This is a genomic window from Streptomyces sp. NPDC046805, from assembly GCF_040645355.1.
Classification (GTDB): Bacteria; Actinomycetota; Actinomycetes; order Streptomycetales; family Streptomycetaceae; genus Streptomyces.
This window is the reverse complement of sequence record NZ_JBEYYC010000004.1, coordinates 101,594-115,895: the sequence shown is the minus strand read 5'-3', so window position 1 is coordinate 115,895 and position 14,302 is coordinate 101,594. Positions and strand designations below refer to the sequence as shown.

Annotated in this window: 13 protein-coding genes; 4 read left to right on the top strand and 9 right to left on the bottom strand. The window is 70.8% G+C overall.

Features of this window, described 5'->3' with window-relative positions; genetic code table 11:
- Nucleotides 1-33 precede the first annotated feature (33 nt).
- The 3 genes from ABZ910_RS06725 to xylB form a co-directional block, all read right to left on the bottom strand.
- Nucleotides 34-1,530: an APC family permease gene (locus ABZ910_RS06725; RefSeq protein ID WP_361360289.1), complete on the bottom strand. Its 1,497-nt coding sequence runs from the start codon at nt 1,528-1,530 to the stop codon at nt 34-36.
- A 245-nt stretch (nt 1,531-1,775) separates the two neighbouring features.
- A complete protein-coding gene (locus tag ABZ910_RS06720; RefSeq protein WP_361360287.1) occupies nt 1,776-3,041 on the bottom strand; it encodes an ROK family transcriptional regulator in 1,266 nt (421 codons plus the stop codon).
- A 20-nt stretch (nt 3,042-3,061) separates the two neighbouring features.
- Complete coding sequence (gene xylB / locus ABZ910_RS06715; protein ID WP_361360285.1) at nt 3,062-4,507, bottom strand: xylulokinase; 1,446 nt, start codon at nt 4,505-4,507, stop codon at nt 3,062-3,064.
- Between the two features lie 261 nt (nt 4,508-4,768).
- Between xylB and xylA the strand changes: the two genes are divergently transcribed.
- Nucleotides 4,769-5,935 (top strand): xylose isomerase, encoded by a 1,167-nt coding sequence (gene xylA / locus ABZ910_RS06710; protein ID WP_361360283.1) that lies wholly within the window; start codon nt 4,769-4,771, stop codon nt 5,933-5,935.
- Nucleotides 5,936-6,108: 173 nt separating this feature from the next.
- Here the strand turns inward: xylA and ABZ910_RS06705 are convergent, their stop codons facing one another.
- Entirely contained in the window at nt 6,109-7,449 is a 1,341-nt protein-coding gene (locus ABZ910_RS06705; protein ID WP_361360281.1) for an esterase-like activity of phytase family protein, read from the bottom strand.
- A gap of 347 nt (nt 7,450-7,796) precedes the next feature.
- On the opposite strand from ABZ910_RS06705, the gene ABZ910_RS06700 reads away from it, so the two are divergent.
- A complete protein-coding gene (locus tag ABZ910_RS06700; RefSeq protein ID WP_361360279.1) occupies nt 7,797-7,979 on the top strand; it encodes a hypothetical protein in 183 nt (60 codons plus the stop codon).
- Between the two features lie 5 nt (nt 7,980-7,984).
- On the opposite strand, the gene ABZ910_RS06695 is transcribed toward ABZ910_RS06700, so the two are convergent.
- The 4 genes from ABZ910_RS06695 to ABZ910_RS06680 form a co-directional block, all read right to left on the bottom strand.
- The gene (locus tag ABZ910_RS06695) at nt 7,985-9,373 is read right to left on the bottom strand and encodes a tannase/feruloyl esterase family alpha/beta hydrolase (protein ID WP_361360277.1); all 1,389 of its coding nucleotides are present in this window, start codon (nt 9,371-9,373) and stop codon (nt 7,985-7,987) included.
- A gap of 385 nt (nt 9,374-9,758) precedes the next feature.
- On the bottom strand, nt 9,759-10,601 hold the full coding sequence (locus tag ABZ910_RS06690) for a hypothetical protein (protein WP_361360275.1): 843 nt from the start codon (nt 10,599-10,601) through the stop codon (nt 9,759-9,761).
- 136 nt (nt 10,602-10,737) lie between these two features.
- Nucleotides 10,738-11,034 (bottom strand): hypothetical protein, encoded by a 297-nt coding sequence (locus ABZ910_RS06685; protein WP_361360273.1) that lies wholly within the window; start codon nt 11,032-11,034, stop codon nt 10,738-10,740.
- Nucleotides 11,035-11,208: 174 nt separating this feature from the next.
- Complete coding sequence (locus tag ABZ910_RS06680; RefSeq protein WP_361360271.1) at nt 11,209-11,745, bottom strand: PadR family transcriptional regulator; 537 nt, start codon at nt 11,743-11,745, stop codon at nt 11,209-11,211.
- 125 nt (nt 11,746-11,870) lie between these two features.
- Between ABZ910_RS06680 and ABZ910_RS06675 the strand changes: the two genes are divergently transcribed.
- Nucleotides 11,871-12,626: an alpha/beta hydrolase gene (locus ABZ910_RS06675; RefSeq protein WP_361360269.1), complete on the top strand. Its 756-nt coding sequence runs from the start codon at nt 11,871-11,873 to the stop codon at nt 12,624-12,626.
- Between the two features lie 114 nt (nt 12,627-12,740).
- Here the strand turns inward: ABZ910_RS06675 and ABZ910_RS06670 are convergent, their stop codons facing one another.
- On the bottom strand, nt 12,741-13,340 hold the full coding sequence (locus tag ABZ910_RS06670; protein WP_361360267.1) for a class I SAM-dependent methyltransferase: 600 nt from the start codon (nt 13,338-13,340) through the stop codon (nt 12,741-12,743).
- 151 nt (nt 13,341-13,491) lie between these two features.
- Between ABZ910_RS06670 and ABZ910_RS06665 the strand changes: the two genes are divergently transcribed.
- Nucleotides 13,492-14,268 (top strand): MHYT domain-containing protein, encoded by a 777-nt coding sequence (locus ABZ910_RS06665; RefSeq protein WP_361360265.1) that lies wholly within the window; start codon nt 13,492-13,494, stop codon nt 14,266-14,268.
- Nucleotides 14,269-14,302: the final 34 nt, after the last annotated feature.

Genomic DNA, 14,302 nt, shown 5'->3' with positions numbered 1-14,302 from the left:
TCGCCGGGCTGCTGCCTTGAACGAGGCAGGCCGTCATCGCGGGGCCACTCCGTTGCGCACCGGGCCCGTTGAGGCGGGCTCTTCGATGTGGACGCGGGCGGTGTCGGCTATTCGGTCGGGATGCCGCCGCATCAGCACCACGAGCACCACGACTCCGGCCGCCATCCAGACACCGACGACGGGACCGGCGTACGACACCGGCGGGGTCAGTTCGCTCACGAAGTCGAACACCGGCAGTCCGGCCGCGGTCAGCAGGGCGGGAACGAACGCCCCGATGCCCAGCAGCGGCAACAGCAGATGCCGTACGACCTTGAAGGACTCGCGGCCGCGGCGCAGGAAGTAGCCCGCGCAGGCGAGGTTCACGACGATGTAGACGCCGACGACCACCGTGACGATCACCGTGGCGAGGAGCAGGAACGCGGTCACCGGGTCGTAGCCGAAACCGAGTCCCAGCACGGCGCCGACCGCTACGACGGTCTGCACCGCGATGCCTGCCACGGGGGAGCGGTACCGGGGATGGAGCACGGCGAGGAACCGGGGCAGGACGCGGATGCGGGCCAGTGCGAAGGCCGTACGCGTCGAGACGTTGGCGCACGCGTTGGCGTTGGCGATGGTCGAGTTGACCACCGCCAGGAACACCAGCACCCAGAACAGGCCGAACGACGCCCGTGCGACTCCGTCCCAGGACGCTCCACCCGACGCCCCGAACGCCGCGAAGCGGTCAGGGCCGAAGTAGACCGTCATCGCGTATGTCGTGACCACGTAGAACAGACCGATGCCGAGGGCCGCACCCAGTACCGCGCGGTGCATCGTCCGGCGGGGCTCGCGCGTCTCCTCGGCGAGCGGAGCGGCCGCCTCGAAACCGGCGAACGCCAGCACCGTGTAGACGGACCCGGCGAAGACGCCGCTGACGCCCTCGTGCCCCTTGGGGGTGTGCGAAGTACCGAACACCGAAAGGGTGTTGTGGCTGCCGGCCTTACCGATGAGCCATACGGCGAACACGAGGAAGACGAGGACCTCGAAGACACCGAGAACGGTGCCGAAACGGGCCGAGGCCCGGACGCCGAGGTAACCGGCGGCGGCGATCACGGCGGCACCCGCCAGCGACCACGGCCACCACAGGTCGGCCGGATACGACGACCACTCCTGATGCAGGGTACCCGCCGTGGTGAACCCCAGCTGCAGGAGCAGCAGCGGTGGTACCAGCGCCTCGACGAACACATAGCCCCAGCCGACGAGGAAACCCACGGCGGGATGCAGCCCCTGTGCCGCATAGGTGGCGACCGAGCCCGCCGCAGGTAACTCCCGCGCCAACTCGGCCACGCAGGACGCCGTGAACAGGCACGCCACGAGTGCGATCAGTACGGACAGCGGCAGGCTGCCGCCCGCGAAGGCCGCGCCCGACGGAATGGACGCGGCGACCGCCGCGGCGGGCGCCATGGCAGTGATGCTCTGGAACAGGACCTCGCGCAGCCCGATGGCGTCGCGCCGCAATGTTCCAGTCGTCTCCCCAGTCGTTTCCCCCGACATGTGTGAACCCCCTCGTCCACCCGGACACACATTCCCCGCCGGACATGGGCCGGCGGCTGCGCCTCACGTGAATCACGGTACGGCGCTTGCGGGTTGGACAGAAGGGTGCGCGGTGGTTCGGTGGACGACGCCTGAACTGTGGAAAACTCGGCCACCCGATCGGGTGAGAAGTCTTGACGTCGCCCGACGACCTCGGCGTCCTCCACGCCCTCGGCGGGCCTCGGACCGGCAGCAGGAATCCTCGGTCAGGCGCGTTCGGCCACCGATGCCGGATCGTCGAGGACGGCCCGTACGACGGAGTGCGCGGCGCCCAGGAGCGAGCCCTCGGGGCCGAGCCGGGAGACTGAAACGGGACAGGCCGGCCCCGCGGTCCGCTGCGCCAACTCATGTGCCAGCGACGGCAGAAGCCACGGCGCGAGCCCGGCCAGCGCACCGCCCAGCACGACGGACTCGGGGTCGAGCAGGTTGACCGCACCGGTCAGAGCGATGCCGAGGGCCGTACCGGCGCCGCGCAGGGCCCGCCGTACACCCTCGTCACCGTCCTCGGCGCGGTGGGCGAGCAGCCCCACCGGACCTGCCGGGTCCTCGCCCCGCTCAACGCCCGCCGCACGCAGCACCGCTTCCTCACCGGCGTACTGCTCCAGGCATCCGCGCCCGCCGCACCGGCAGCGAGGCCCGTCCGGCCAGACGGGGACGTGGCCCAGTTCGCCCGCGAACCCCCTTGTCCCGCGCAACAGCCGTCCGTCCACGACGACCGCGGCACCGATGCCGATCTCGGCCGACACGTGCAGGAAGTTCCGAGGAGTGTGCTTGCCGAGCCAGAGTTCCGCGAGGGCGCCGAAGTTGGCCTCGTTGTCCACGGCCGGCGGCAGGTCGGCGGGCAGTAGGGCGCCGAGGTCCGTGTCGTGCCAGTCGAGGTTCGGGGCGCGTACGACCGTACGGGCGTCGCGCGCCACCAGGCCGGGCACGGCGACGGCCAGCCCTGCGGCCCACAGCCCCTCGCCCGCGGCCTCGGCGACCACCTGGCGTACCAGCGCGGTGAGTTCCTCGATCACCGGTGAGGGAGCGCGACCCCTGTTGGCGCCGTGGCGCACCGCCCGTGCGCTGACCTCGCCGCGCAGATCGACCGCGCACACCGCGAGGTGGTCGACGCCGATCTCCGCCCCGATCCCGGCCGGACCGTGCCCGCTGACGGCGAGCGCCGACCCTGGCCGCCCCACCCGTCCGGGTCGTTCCGGACCCAGTTCCTCCAGGAGCCCCCAGCGGATCAGCTCGTCGACGAGCGTGGACACCGCAGCCCGAGTCAGGCCGATGCGTGTGGCCACCGAGGCACGAGACAGCGGTCCCTCGGCGCTGACGGCGTGCATGACCCGCGCCAGGTTGCGGCGGCGTATGCCCTGTTGGGTGTCGGGCAGCGCACGCCCCGACCCGGGTGGGCGGTCGTCGTACGACGGGGGCAGATGTGCGCTTGCCCTTCCGGATGGACGGTTCTCGTGCGGTGGTGCGGTCATGCGTCCGGGTCCGTCCTCGGTCAGTGGGCATCCGTCGCGCGACCCAGCAGCGGGGCCGCGTCGGAGATTACGCCGGCGATCCGGGCCAGCGCCGCCTCGTCCCGCTCCATCGCCTCCAGCACCGGACCGGCGGCTGTGTTCCAGCGGCGGGCGACCGCGGCCGGGGACTCGCCGGTCAGCAGTCCGGCCGCCTGCGCCGCGGCGCCGAGCGCGACCAACTCCTGCGCCTCCGGAACCTGGACCGGCCGACCCGACAGGCGCCGCACCGTCTGCTGCCAGGCGGCGCCCCGGGCCCCGCCGCCGATCAGCAGCAGCGGCGTGCTCCGGTCCGCGTCCTCGTCGAGCACCAGGTCCAGGGCGTCGAGCAGCGAGTGGACGGCACCGTCGTACGCGGCCTGCAGGAGCTGCCCGGCCGTCGTGTCGTGGCGCAGCCCGTGCAGCAGGCCGGAGGCATCCGGCAGGTTCGGGGTGCGTTCGCCGTCGAGGTACGGCAGCAGGGTGACGGAGGCGGTGGGATCGACCGCCTCACGGTCCAAGCCCAGCAGGGCGGCGATGCGGTCGACCGCGAGGGTGCAGTTCAGAGTGCAGGCGAGCGGCAGCCAGTCACCGTGCGCATCGGCGAAGCCGGCGACGGTGCCGGTCGGGTCGGCGGGACGGCGCCGCGATACGGCGTACACGGTGCCCGACGTGCCCAGGCTCAGCACCGGTGTGCCGGGATGCAGCCCGAGGCCCAGTGCCGCCGCGGCGTTGTCGCCGGTTCCCGGCGCCACCAGGGTGCCCTTGGAGAACGGCAGATCGTGGCTGTCGCGCACGGTGCCCGCCACTTCGCCCGGCCCCACCACACGGGGCAGCAGTGCGGGGTCGAGTCCCACGTGCGCGAGGGTCTCCTCGTCGTACGCCTCGGTGCCGGAAGCCCACCATCCGGTGCCGGAGGCGTCGCCGCGGTCGGTCGTGCCCTGCCCGGTCAGGCGCTCGGTGAGGTAGTCGTGGGGGAGTCGTACCGCCTTCGTGGCGCGGACCGCGTCCGGCTCGTGCTCGGCCAGCCACGCCCACTTGGTGACCGTGAACGACGGGCCGGGCACGCTGCCGATGCGCTCCGCCCAGGCATGTGGTCCACCCAGTTCCCGGGTGAGACGCTGCGCCTGCGGTGCGGAGCGCACGTCGTTCCACAGCAAGGCCGGACGCACCGGCTCGCCCTCCCCGTCCAGGGTGACCAGGCCGTGCTGCTGGCCGCCGATCGACATCGCGGCGGCCTCATGAGCCGGCTCCCCGCACTGACGCAACGCCTCGCGGAAGGCGTCCCACCACTGGCGTGGGTCGCTCTCCCGGCCCGCCCCGGAGGACACAGTGTGCGGCGCCCGGCCGCTCGCGACGACCTGACCGGTGGCAGCGTCGACGACCAGGACCTTGGTGGACTGCGTGGACGTGTCCACGCCGACGACGAGCGGACCCTCGGCTGCTGACATCGGGCACTCCCTTTTCCATGGCTCGCGGGAACCGACCTGGCGTTTTCGGTGCGTCCAGGGATGGCGGCCAGAACGTCACCCGTCGCGGACATCTTGCTCTCTTCCCACAGATGCGACCGCAGACTAATTTGTAAACCGCCATGACGAAATGGTCGCAGCAGTCGATGGCGACGCCGAAGTCATGGATGGCATCGCAGTTGCCGAAGCCGTAGTTGGCGTCGTGGTCGTACGACAAGTCGTAAGCGAGTGAGGAGCCGTGGAATGAGCTACCAGCCCACCCCCGAGGACAAGTTCACCTTCGGCCTGTGGACCGTCGGCTGGCAGGGCCGGGACCCGTTCGGCGAGGCCACCCGCCGGGCCCTCGACCCGGTCGAGACGGTGCAGCGGCTCGCGGAACTCGGGGCCCACGGAGTGACGTTCCACGACGACGACCTGATCCCCTTCGATTCCTCGGACGCCGAGCGCGAATCGCACATCAAGCGCTTCCGCCAAGCCCTCGACGCAACCGGCCTGAAGGTGCCGATGGCCACCACCAACCTGTTCACACACCCTGTCTTCAAGGACGGCGCGTTCACCGCCAACGACCGCGACGTCCGCCGCTACGCGCTGCGCAAGACGATCCGCAACATCGACCTGGCGGCCGAACTCGGCGCGAAGACCTACGTCGCCTGGGGTGGCCGCGAGGGTGCCGAGTCCGGAGCCGCCAAGGACGTACGCGCTGCCCTGGACCGGATGAAGGAGGCCTTCGACCTCCTGGGCGAGTACGTCACGTCCCAGGGTTACGACCTGCGCTTCGCCATCGAGCCCAAGCCGAACGAGCCGCGCGGCGACATCCTGCTGCCCACCGTCGGCCACGCCCTGGCGTTCATCGAACGCCTGGAGCGGCCGGAGCTGTACGGCGTCAATCCCGAGGTGGGCCACGAGCAGATGGCCGGGCTGAACTTCCCGCATGGCATCGCGCAGGCTCTGTGGGCGGGCAAGCTCTTCCACATCGACCTCAATGGCCAGTCCGGCATCAAGTACGACCAGGACCTGCGCTTCGGCGCCGGTGACCTGCGCGCCGCCTTCTGGCTGGTCGATCTGCTGGAGCACGCCGGTTACGACGGGCCTCGCCACTTCGACTTCAAGCCGCCGCGGACCGAGGATCTCGACGGCGTGTGGGCATCGGCGGCCGGCTGCATGCGCAACTACCTCATCCTGAAGGAGCGTGCCGCAGCCTTCCGCGCCGATCCGGAGGTCCAGGAGGCGCTGCGCGCCTCGCGCCTCGACGAGCTGGCGCAGCCGACGGCGGCGGACGGCCTGCAGGCGCTGCTCGCCGACCGTGCGGTCTTCGAGGAGTTCGACGTCGAGGCGGCGGCCGCGCGCGGGATGGCCTTCGAACGGCTCGACCAGCTGGCCATGGATCACCTCCTGGGCGCACGGAGCTGACCACACGCGCGCGCGTGAGGCGGCTGTCCTCACTGCCGCCCCACGCGCGCGTGGCGTCGGCCGGACACGGAGTACGGCAGACACGCATGACGCTGTCTGGCCGCTCGCCGGGTGCCGAGTGCCGTCCGGCCCTCGGTGTTCGTCCGCGGGAACCGCCCTGAAGTCGCCCGTGGTCAGATGCCGTGCGGCAGGCGCACGTACGTCACCGTCGTCTCGATCCCGCTGTCGATGAGACGCCCGTGTGCGTCGAAGGCTCCCGCGCCGTCCGTCATCCCGAAGTCGTTGTCGTTGATGAGGGCAAGCGTGTCGTGGTCCACGCGCGCGATGCCTTCGATCTTCCCGGGCACGCCGCTCACTGTCCCCAGATCGACGACGAGTCGCTTGGCGAGGACGGGGACGCCCGCGGCCGCCGGGTCGGCCAGCTGCTCCAGTGACGGAGAAGTGGTGTCGTCGTCCCAGGGGCCGCCGAGGATGTCCGCCTCGTGCCCCAGTTCCACCATCTGCAGTCGGGCCGTCTTGTCGGTGCGCTCCTCGACCAGCAGCCGGTCGCGGCCCACGGCCACCACTGAGGAGATCTTGAGCTCGGACGTGTCGTTCTCGCTCGGGTCGACCACGTTCACCGGGTCGAACCGGTACGCGTACTCGGCGGTGACCGCTTCCTTCCCCGGTGAAAACCGCAGCAGACGGGTCGTGCGTGAGGCGTTGCCGGCGTCCGAGTCCGGCAGGGACAGCGGGCTCTGCAGCGCCATCACGAGGTCGCCGTCGGGAAGTTGGGTCAGCCCCTCGAACCCGCGGTTGATCTTCCGGTGCAGCAGGACGGAGGGCAACGCCTCGACGACCGGGTAGTCGGTGCCGGTCAGGTTCAGCCCCTTGGGCACGTAGCGGCTGAGTACCTTCCCGCGCGCGGAGACATGGATCAGCGAGGGTCCGTACTCGTCGACGAGCCAGAAGGTCCCGTCCGCGGCCCGCACGATGCCCTCGGTGTCCACCCCGTTCGGGTCGTACGGCAGCGGCGTCCCGGCGTCGTAGGTGTACGGCGCCTCGTCACGGCCCTTCTGATCGGGCAGCCCGGTGACGGCCTTGCCGGAGGAGGTGGTGAGGGGGGTCGCGTCGATGACCTCGACGGTGTCCTTGGACACCCGGATCTTCACGATCGCCGGGTCGAAACCCGGCACCGGGAACGTACGGCGCTTCCGGCCGTCCACCGTGATCTGGCCGTTGGGCCCGCGGTCGGTCACCGTCCAGTACTCGCCCTCACGACCCGCGGGGTAGATGTCGCTGCCGATGCCACCGAGCTTCACGCCCCGGTCGTCGTCCACGCTGCCGGGCAGCAGTCCGTTGCTGAACTCGCCGAGGGGAATGTCCTCGAGCGTCGCGGTGCGCATCACGCGCGCGTCTCCGGGCGACGACGCCACAGCCGTACCAGCCACCGCGAGGGCGGCCACCACGGCCAGAGGCAGTCCCGCCGCGAGGGAACCATGGACGCGGCGACGACCGTTGACGTGCGGGGACATGAGGCCTCCTGAGAGCAACTCCGTTGATCACAGCAAGATTTGAGGCCCTGAAGGAACGTGATGTGGCCGTCCGGTGTACCGGGAGCGTCGTCCAGTCGTCGGGGTGCGTCGTTGCCACCGCGGGCCACTGTCGCCGTGCATGGCCGACTGTCGCTGACCGTCGCCGCTGGTTACGCTGTGACCTGAGTAACTTCACGCAGTGTTCGAATGAGGGGCGGGCAGGGCCCCTCAGGGACAAGTAAGGGTTGAGCATCAGGGACGTCTCAGGGGCGTGGTCCGGAACCGCTGGAAGCGTGGGCCCGTTCTCAGGACAGAGGCCGGCAGCGGCCGCGAAGGAGGCGACGCTCATGTCGAAGAACGCCAAGATCGCCGCAGGTGGTGTGGCGGTCGGGCTCATCCTGCTGATATGGCTGCCCTGGTGGGCGGCGATCCTGATCATGCTGGGAATCCCCGCGGCCGCGTATCTCACGTTGGACCCCTCACAGCGCCGCAGGCTGCGGCGTGTGACGCGCAAGGAACTCGGCCGCTGACGGGGCTATCGCGTCGACGTGTCCTGGTCCAGGGTGCAGGAGTCGACCACATCGCCGCTCGCGGGCCTGCCGACGGTACGGTCCGCGGGCGGCGGGGTGCCCCGCTCGACCCAGGAGACCAGCGCGTCGAACGCCGCGCGGTAGCACGGCAGGATCGGGCGGAGCCGGTCCGGATAGACGTCGTACAGCCCGTCGACGTGGGTGCCTCCCCGGACCGTGTAGTAGCGGTGCAGTGATCCACGTCCACGCGCGTCGATCATGCGCGCGTACACGTCCGAGTCCGCGGCCTGGGGCAGCAGTGCGTCGAGGTCGCCGTGCAGGGTGATCAACGGTTTGCCGATCCGTCCCGTCAGAGCCACCTCGGCCACGGCGTGCCGGACGCCTGCCGGCCGCGACGCGTAGGCGTAGGCGGCGTCGGCGGCGCAGGGCGCGAGGATCTCCTCTGTGCTCGTCCCGGCCGACGGCCCGGGGCAGTCGGGGGCATAGGCGGGATCGAACTCGGCGCGGTAGATCTTCTGCGTGACGCCCCAGTAGGCCTTCGCGTAGTACGGCCAGAGGAATGCGGACTCGCGGGAGAAGCCCACCTTGTACAGGTCTTCGTCCCGGGCTGAGCCGAGCGCCCACGCCACGGCCGTGGGGAGGGAGGTGAGCAGGTTGGGGCCCTGTGCCGTCCACAGAGTGCCTTCCCAGTCCACGCCGCCGTCGTACAGCTCGGGATGGTTCTCCAGCTGCCAGCGCGTGAGGTAGCCGCCGTTGGACATGCCGGTCATGTACGTCCGGCGTGGGGCGTGGCCGTAGCGCCGGGCCACTACGCGCCGGGCGGCCCGGGTGAGTTGTGTGGTCCGGGTGTTCCATTCGGCGACCGCGTCGCCGGGCCGGGCTCCGTCGCGGTAGAAGTCCGTTCCGCTGTTGCCCTTGTCGGTCGCGGCGTACGCGTAGCCCTGTGCCAGTACACGGTCCGAGATCGCCTTGTCCGTGGAGTACTGCCTGCGTGTTCCCGGTGCACCCGTGACGACGAGACCGCCGTTCCAGCGGTCTGGCAGCCGGATCACGAACTGCGCGTCGTGCCGCCAGCCGTGCGTGCCGTTGAAGTGCGAGCTGTCCGGGAAGTATCCGTCGATCTGTAACCCGGGCACGCCGGAGGGGGAGCGGGTGGCGCCCGCCGTCAGGCCTGCCTGGTCCGCCATGTCCGTGTACGGGGTGCCGGCCAGGCCCGTGGTCGTCAGGTCCGTGAGACAGGCGCTCTGCTGGAAGGCCGCGCCCGGCACCCGGGCCTGCTCCTGGCGGGCACAGTGATCGCTGTCGGCTGCCGTGGCACCGGCCGGAGCGGGCGAGGCGAGGGCCGCCGCCATGACGGTGGCCGCAAGGAGCGGAGCACTTCGGGACAGGCGCATGGCAGCCTCCGGGCGTTGACACGAGTGCGGGGTGCCTCATGGTGGTAGCCGGAGCCGATGTCATCCATGGGTTGGGACCACATCGAGCCGTACGCGGCGATGGTGTGTCAACACAGGGCGCGGACGGCGAACTGGGACTGGGCGCGCCTTGGGACTGCCGGAGCTCCCTGAGGCCGCCGGCACTCGCCGGCACTCGCCGGCACTCCCCGGGGCGCCGACACTCCCCGGGACTGCCGGGATCCCCCAGCGCTGTTGGGATCTCCCGCCAGACACCGTCCCGCCGGCCACGTCCCGCATCGCCGGGACAGGTGCGCATACCTGGCCCGCAGCGAAGCGAGGGCGGAAAGCGGTCCCTGTGCCGGCTCAGGGCGCGGCCCACGCGGGCTCAGCTGGGCCGCACGGCCATTTTGTCGAGCGCCTCCAGCAGGCCGGGCAGCTCCGGGCCCCGGCCCACCGGCAGGACCTCGCCGGGCTCCTCGTCGAGCAGGACGAACGCGATGTCGTCGGTGCGGGCCACCATCGACCAGCCGGGACCGTCGGCGCGCAGGGTCCGGGCGTCACCCGGTGCGAACGACGAGCGGACCCGGCCCAGAGGCGGCGGCGTGTCCACGTACGCCCGCGCCTCCGCCAGGACGCGACGGATCCCGAGGTGGGTCGGGGCGCTACCTGCCCCGCCGTCCAGCGCGGCGTCCGAGGCCTTCTCCGCGGTCTCGCCCGACGTCGGGAAGTCGGCGTCGTCGATCTGCTCCCGCCAGACCGCCCACTGCAGTGCGATCTCGTCGGCGCCCAGGCGCCGCTGGGCGGGTCCCCAGTGGCTGGTGTCCGGCGGCGAGAGCGGGCTGCCATCGGCCCCCTCTGGGGCGGGATCGTGCGGCGCCGGCACGCCCGGGGCGGCGACGGCGACCGCGAGGGGCCAGCCCGGCATTGCTGCCACAACGGTGCGCTCGTCGGGTGACAGGTCGTACTCCATGCCGCAGTCCCAGGACGCGATCGCGACGGCGACCAGCGAGACGTCGTCGATGACGACCGTCCACCGCGCACCGCCGCCGTCCTGGCCGAGCACCAGGCCGTATCCGTCGGCGAGCGGCGCGAGATCGAGCGCCGCACAGGCCTCCGGATAGTCGTCGCCCAGCACGCTCGGAAACTGCGCCGGCGTCAGAAGTACCGCCGTGAGCACGTACAGCGCATCGTCCGCTGCGGCGACGGCCTCCTCGTCCGTCCCGGCCATCCCTGCCTCCCCTGTCGTTTGTTCAACGGCGCGCACCTTAGTGCGAACGTGAGGCGCTTGTCATCACAGCCGACCGCGCCGGACCTGCAGTTATCCACCCTGGAGCGGGCGAATCGGCCGGATCTGACGCGGACGGTCAGGTCACCGGCAGCCCGAGGAGGTCGCGGGCCACCGTGCGTGGCGACTCGTCGCGCTCCCGGGCCAGTGCTATGACGGCCCGGCATGCCAGCTCGCTCACCCCGAACGACAACGCCTCCGGTGACACCCAGGCCGCCGCCTCGTCGGCTCCGTCCTGGTCGTCCTCCGCGCAGGCCGAGATGTAGGCCGCTGCGGCTTCGAACAAGTTGTGTGCGCGCTTTTCACGACTGACGGCCGCCTCTGTGCGCGCGGAGGCCTGGAATCTGGCGACGTACGTACGGATCCTGGTGAACATGCGGACCGCCTTCCCCCTACGTGGTGTCGTATCCGAAGGTCCATCTGCTGCTGTTCAACGTAGAGTTGGAACTTCGACGGCAGAAGAGGGGTGCTGCAGTGAAGCGCCCTGAGGGGCTCGCGCGGCTTCCCCGCTACTCGGTACCGCGCCGGTGTCCGCCCGTCACGTCACACCTCAACGGCAGCCTGCTGCTTCGAGTGACTCGATGGTGTCGCGCAGCCAGATGAGTTCGGCGTGGCTCGTGGCCCGCGCGATGGTGAGGATGCCGCGTCGGAACGGATCGTCCAATTCCTCGGCGCGCAGCGGCCGGTCGCCCTCGTAGAAGAAGCTCGCCGGCTCCTGCAGAAACGTGAGCCTGCGTCGCAGCACCGTCGCCTGGGCGGCGGAGTCGTCGAGGTGCCTGAGGAAGGCGAGCACCGTGAACCAGCGGTTCTCGTCGGTGATGTCGCGCTGTGGCGGTTCGGCGAGGCGGCGGCGCAGCTCACTCCTGCCCTCCTCGGTGAGAGTCAGCACGTGGCGCGGCGCGGCCACGGAACCGGGCTCCGTGGCCCGCGCCAGCAGGCCGGCCTTCTCCAGCCGCTTGATCGCGGGGTAGAGCGTGCTCTCGGCAACGGGGCGCACGTGCCCGGTCAAGGCGGCGATGTGCTTGCGCAGGACGTAGCCGTGCAGGGGCGCGTCGTACAGGAATCCGAGGATGGCGAGTTCCAGCATGCACGCATTCTCTCGCATGGCCGCTGTACATCGAAGCTTTGATACTTCGACTTACCAATACATCGGTCTCGATGTATTCTCCCTGCGGTGCTGACCGCGGCACACATGCCACCTGGGAGGGCGCGATGAAGCAGGCCGAGTTCGACGGCAAGGGGAACTGCATCCGCTGGACGGAGACGCCCGGTGACGAACCCGCACGCGTGTATGTGCACGGGCTGGGGGCGATGTCGGCCGTGTATCACGCGCACATCGCGGCCCGACCGGAACTCGCGGGCCGCCGAAGCCTGTTCGTCGATCTGCCGGGGCACGGCATCAGTGACCGGCCCGAACAGTTCGGCTACAGCATCGAGGAGAACGCCGACGCCCTGGCGGCGGCTCTGGACGCGGCGGAGCTGACCGGCGCCGAGCTGATCGCACACAGCATGGGCGGCGCGGTCGCCATCGTGCTCGCCCACCGGCGGCCCGACCTCGTCTCCCGGCTGGTCCTCACGGAGGCCAACCTCGACGCCCCTGCGCCGCGAACCGCTGGAAGCAGCGGAATCGCCACCTATGGGGAGGAGGAATTCATGGAGGGCGCGTACGCGCGCGTGCTGGACAAGGTCGGCCCCCTCTGGGCGGCGACCATGCGGCTGGCCGACCCGCTGGCGTTGCACCGTAGCGCCGTCGGACTCATGCGTGGCTCCGACCCTGTCATGCGCACCCTCCTGGAGGGGCTGGCGATCGACCGCGTGTACCTGCAGGGCGAGCTCAGTGGTGAACTGGCGGGCAGGGAGCGTCTGGAAGCGGCCGGAGTGCGGGTGGCGACCGTGCCCCGTGCTGGGCACAACATCATGTTCGACAATCCGGACGCCTTCGTGGCGGCGGTGGCCGGGACGGCGTGACGGGGGTAGCCGGCCGGCGCGAGGGAGCCCCGCCCACTCGCAGAAAGGGTCAGCCGCTCGCCGGAAGGGTTGGCCACCCGCAGGAGGGCTGCCCGCACACAGGACGGCCCGCGCTCAGCCTTCCCGGACCGCCAGCGCGAGGAAGCGTGCGTCCTCGTCGACGTACGACGTCATGCGCCAACCGGAACCGGCGAGCATCGGACGGAGGTTGTCCTCCGCGCGCAGGTCGTCCGGGGTGATCTGCCGTCCCTGGCGTGCAGCCAGGGCTGCCCGGCCGATCGGATGGAACAGGGCCAGTGTGCCGCCCGGACGCACCACGCGCGCCAGCTCCCGCAGGTTCTCGGCGGGCCGGTGGAGATGCGAGATGAGGCCCGCCCCGAAGACGGCGTCGAGGGACTCCGTCCGCAGCGGCAGCGCGGCGACGTCGGCGAGCAGCAGGTGCCCGTCGTGGTCCCTTCCGGCCTGTACGGCGGCTTCGAGCATCGCGGGAGTCAGATCGACGCCCACGACCACACCCGAAGGTCCAACGGCCGCACGCAGCGGGGGCAGCGCGCGCCCTGTGCCGCACCCCGCGTCGAGCACGCGGTCACCCGAGCGCAGGCCCAGGTCGGCGACGGCGGACGCGTAGGCGGGGCCGTCATCGGGGAACTTGCTGTCCCAGCCGGCCGCCCTCGCGCCGAAGAACTCCTGGACATGCGTGTGGTTGTCGCTCATGTCACCATGATCCCTCACCATGACGAGGGACGCTCCGGCGCACATGTTCGAGCGTGATGCGATCACTCCAGCGTATTTCTGCGTCATATTCCGGCAGCTTTCGAAATGCGCCCCCTTTGCACGCCCCTCCTCCGGCTAGCGTCCCGTGGCCATGGGACACCTGGACCACGCCACCTTCGGCTGGCTGACCCCCGTGCTGTCGTACGCGATGGCCTGTATCGGGGCCGCACTGGGACTGCGCTGCACCGTCCGCGCACTGGGCACGACAGGCCGCTCGCGCCGCAACTGGCTCCTCACCGCGGCTTCCGCGATCGGCACCGGCATCTGGACCATGCACTTCGTGGCCATGCTCGGCTTCAGCGTCAGCGGCACCGACATCCGCTACGACGTACCACTGACCATCCTCAGCCTTCTCGTCGCCATGGTCGTCGTCAGCGTCGGCGTCTTCGCGGTCGGCTACAGCCGCGACCGCACCCGGGCACTGCTCCTCGGCGGCCTCACCACCGGGCTGGGCGTCGCGAGCATGCACTACTTGGGCATGGCGGCGGTACGACTGCACGGCCACGTGGTCTACGACCCGGTGTTCGTCGCGCTCTCCGTCCTGATCGCCGTGGTCGCCGCCACCGTCGCCCTGTGGGCGGCGCTGAACATCAAGTCGCCGATCGCCGTCACCGTCGCCTCTCTCGTCATGGGAGCCGCCGTCAGCAGCATGCACTACACCGGGATGTTCGCTGTCGCCGTACGCGTCACGCCGTCCGGCTCGATCCTGCCCGGGGCCACGGCGATGCAGTTCATCTTCCCCCTCGCCGTCGGCCTCGGGTCCTACCTGTTCCTCACCTCGGCCTTCGTCGCGCTCTCGCCCACGGCGAGGGAGCGCGACGCATCCGCCTCGGCCCAGCGGCCGGTCGAGGGCGCCGCCGCCCGCTAGTGGAATCCGGCAGAGCACGTTCCGTACCACCACC

Excerpts from the sequence above, each read along its gene's own strand:
- ABZ910_RS06685 (WP_361360273.1), bottom strand. The coding sequence starts at position 11,034 with ATGTTCACCAGGATCCGTACGTACGTCGCCAGATTCCAGGCCTCCGCG.
- ABZ910_RS06705 (WP_361360281.1), bottom strand. The coding sequence starts at position 7,449 with ATGTCCCCGCACGTCAACGGTCGTCGCCGCGTCCATGGTTCCCTCGCG.
- ABZ910_RS06670 (WP_361360267.1), bottom strand. The coding sequence starts at position 13,340 with ATGAGCGACAACCACACGCATGTCCAGGAGTTCTTCGGCGCGAGGGCG.
- ABZ910_RS06720 (WP_361360287.1), bottom strand. The coding sequence starts at position 3,041 with ATGACCGCACCACCGCACGAGAACCGTCCATCCGGAAGGGCAAGCGCA.
- ABZ910_RS06680 (WP_361360271.1), bottom strand. The coding sequence starts at position 11,745 with ATGCTGGAACTCGCCATCCTCGGATTCCTGTACGACGCGCCCCTGCAC.
- ABZ910_RS06700 (WP_361360279.1), top strand. The coding sequence starts at position 7,797 with ATGTCGAAGAACGCCAAGATCGCCGCAGGTGGTGTGGCGGTCGGGCTC.
- xylB (WP_361360285.1), bottom strand. The coding sequence starts at position 4,507 with ATGTCAGCAGCCGAGGGTCCGCTCGTCGTCGGCGTGGACACGTCCACG.
- xylA (WP_361360283.1), top strand. The coding sequence starts at position 4,769 with ATGAGCTACCAGCCCACCCCCGAGGACAAGTTCACCTTCGGCCTGTGG.
- ABZ910_RS06690 (WP_361360275.1), bottom strand. The coding sequence starts at position 10,601 with ATGGCCGGGACGGACGAGGAGGCCGTCGCCGCAGCGGACGATGCGCTG.
- ABZ910_RS06725 (WP_361360289.1), bottom strand. The coding sequence starts at position 1,530 with ATGTCGGGGGAAACGACTGGGGAGACGACTGGAACATTGCGGCGCGAC.
- ABZ910_RS06695 (WP_361360277.1), bottom strand. The coding sequence starts at position 9,373 with ATGCGCCTGTCCCGAAGTGCTCCGCTCCTTGCGGCCACCGTCATGGCG.
- ABZ910_RS06675 (WP_361360269.1), top strand. The coding sequence starts at position 11,871 with ATGAAGCAGGCCGAGTTCGACGGCAAGGGGAACTGCATCCGCTGGACG.
- ABZ910_RS06665 (WP_361360265.1), top strand. The coding sequence starts at position 13,492 with ATGGGACACCTGGACCACGCCACCTTCGGCTGGCTGACCCCCGTGCTG.